We start from the raw sequence: 2889 nt of genomic DNA, 5'->3' as shown, positions 1-2889 counted from the left end.
TCCGGATTTGCCTAAACCCCCCACCTACACGCTTAAACCGGGACTTCCAACACCCGGCTGACCTACCTTTCTCCGTCCCCACATCGCACCAAGAATCGGTACAGGAATATTAACCTGTTTTCCATCGACTACGCTTTTCAGCCTCGCCTTAGGGGCCGACTCACCCTACGCCGATTAACGTTGCGTAGGAAACCTGGGGCTTTCGGTGAACGGGCTTTTCACCCGTTTTAACGCTACTCATGTCAGCATTCGCACTTCCGATACCTCCAGCAGCCTTTACAAGCCACCTTCACAGGCGTACGGAACGCTCCCCTACCATATGTGTAAACACATATCCGCAGCTTCGGTTCATAGTTTGAGCCCCGTTACATCTTCCGCGCAGGACGACTCGACCAGTGAGCTATTACGCTTTCTTTAAATGATGGCTGCTTCTAAGCCAACATCCTGGCTGTCTATGCCTTCCCACCTCGTTTTCCACTTAACTATGCATTTGGGACCTTAGCTGGCGGTCTGGGTTGTTTCCCTCTTGACACCGGACGTTAGCACCCGATGTCTGTCTCCCAAGCTCGCACTTGACGGTATTCAGAGTTTGCCATGGTTTGGTAAGTCGCGATGACCCCCTAGCCATAACAGTGCTTTACCCCCGTCAGTGATACTTGAGGCACTACCTAAATAGTTTTCGGGGAGAACCAGCTATTTCCAAGTTTGTTTAGCCTTTCACCCCTATCCACAGCTCATCCCCTAGTTTTGCAACACTAGTGGGTTCGGACCTCCAGTGCGTGTTACCGCACCTTCATCCTGGCCATGGATAGATCACTTGGTTTCGGGTCTACGCCCAGCAACTGAACGCCCTATTCGGACTCGGTTTCCCTACGCCTCCCCTATTCGGTTAAGCTTGCTACTGAACGTAAGTCGCTGACCCATTATACAAAAGGTACGCAGTCACGGAACAAGTCCGCTCCCACTGTTTGTATGCATCCGGTTTCAGGTTCTATTTCACTCCCCTCCCGGGGTTCTTTTCGCCTTTCCCTCACGGTACTGGTTCACTATCGGTCGATTACGAGTATTTAGCCTTGGAGGATGGTCCCCCCATATTCAGACAGGATTTCTCGTGTCCCGCCCTACTTGTCGTACGCTTAGTACCACCATTGTGTTTTCACCTACGGGGCTATCACCCGCTATGGCCAGCCTTTCCATACTGTTCGGTTAACACAACGACTATCACGTACAGGCTCTTCCCATTTCGCTCGCCACTACTTTGGGAATCTCGGTTGATTTCTTTTCCTTCGGCTACTTAGATGTTTCAGTTCGCCGAGTTCGCTTCACATGACCTATGTATTCAGTCATGGATACACCAAAAGGTGTGGGTTTCCCCATTCGGATACGTCCGGATCAAAGCTCCATTGCCAGCTCCCCGAACCTTTTCGCAGGCTTGCGCGTCCTTCATCGCCTGTAATCGCCAAGGCATCCACCAGATGCACTTATTCGCTTGATCCTATAACCTCAAACACGTCAAGGTCATAGCATGTTTGCATGCTTCAGAACGGCGTTATACGCTCTTCCGCATTCGATACAATCAAACCCAAAAAACTTAAATTTGAGTCTTGCTTCTTCTATCTTGTTAAAGATCAAAATACAGAGTTTTCACTCGTCCAACTGAAGCAGTCAGAACACAATATTTTGCAATCGCAAAATACTGACTTCTGGATACTTGCAAGTTACTGGTTGGTTTGGTTTCTCACCATGCAGTGATGGCTCACCGCAAGGTGTGGAGGTTGACGGGATCGAACCGACGACCCCCTGCTTGCAAAGCAGGTGCTCTCCCAACTGAGCTAAACCCCCATCGTAGAAACCTGGTGGGTCAGATAGGAATCGAACCTATGACCCCCGCCTTATCAAGACGGTGCTCTAACCGACTGAGCTACTGACCCAGCTTCCAACCGAGTCGCAGCCAAGCCGCGTCTCCGTATCTTTAAAATCTACAGCCGATGAGTGTGAGTACTTGAATCAGACTTTCTCTGAAAGGAGGTGATCCAGCCGCAGGTTCCCCTACGGCTACCTTGTTACGACTTCACCCCAGTCATGAATCCTACCGTGGTAACCGGGCTCCCGAAGGTTACCCTAGCTACTTCTGGTAAAACCCACTCCCATGGTGTGACGGGCGGTGTGTACAAGGCCCGGGAACGTATTCACCGCGACATGCTGATCCGCGATTACTAGCGATTCCGACTTCATGCACTCGAGTTGCAGAGTGCAATCCGGACTACGATCGGTTTTATGAGATTGGCTCCCCCTCGCGGGTTGGCGACCCTCTGTACCGACCATTGTATGACGTGTGAAGCCCTGGTCATAAGGGCCATGAGGACTTGACGTCATCCCCACCTTCCTCCGGTTTGTCACCGGCAGTCCCATTAAAGTGCTCAACTGAATGGTAGCAACTAATGGCAAGGGTTGCGCTCGTTGCGGGACTTAACCCAACATCTCACGACACGAGCTGACGACAGCCATGCAGCACCTGTGTTCGAGTTCCTTGCGGCACTCCCGAGTCTCTTCGGGATTCTCGACATGTCAAGACCAGGTAAGGTTTTTCGCGTTGCATCGAATTAATCCACATCATCCACCGCTTGTGCGGGCCCCCGTCAATTCCTTTGAGTTTTAATCTTGCGACCGTACTCCCCAGGCGGTCTACTTCTCGCGTTAGCTGCGTTACTAAGGACCGAAATCCCCAACAACTAGTAGACATCGTTTAGGGCGTGGACTACCAGGGTATCTAATCCTGTTTGCTCCCCACGCTTTCGTGCATGAGTGTCAGTATCAGCCCAGGGGGTTGCCTTCGCCATCGGTGTTCCTCCACATCTCTACGCATTTCACTGCTACACGTGGAATTCC

Annotated in this window: 2 tRNA genes and 2 rRNA genes; all 4 read right to left on the bottom strand. The window is 51.4% G+C overall.

What is annotated here, in order from left to right:
- Positions 1-1495 (bottom strand): 23S ribosomal RNA (locus B9A19_RS21750); the annotation flags it as partial.
- Between the two features lie 274 nt (positions 1496-1769).
- A tRNA-Ala gene (locus tag B9A19_RS21740) sits at positions 1770-1842 on the bottom strand.
- A 12-nt stretch (positions 1843-1854) separates the two neighbouring features.
- Positions 1855-1931: transfer RNA gene (locus tag B9A19_RS21735), tRNA-Ile, on the bottom strand.
- A 90-nt stretch (positions 1932-2021) separates the two neighbouring features.
- Positions 2022-2889 (bottom strand): 16S ribosomal RNA (locus B9A19_RS21730); the annotation flags it as partial.

Source organism: Andreprevotia lacus DSM 23236, from assembly GCF_900176275.1.
Lineage (GTDB): Bacteria > Pseudomonadota > Gammaproteobacteria > Burkholderiales > Chitinibacteraceae > Andreprevotia > Andreprevotia lacus.
Note: the sequence above shows the minus strand (reverse complement) of the source record. Positions and strands in the feature narration are given on the sequence as shown.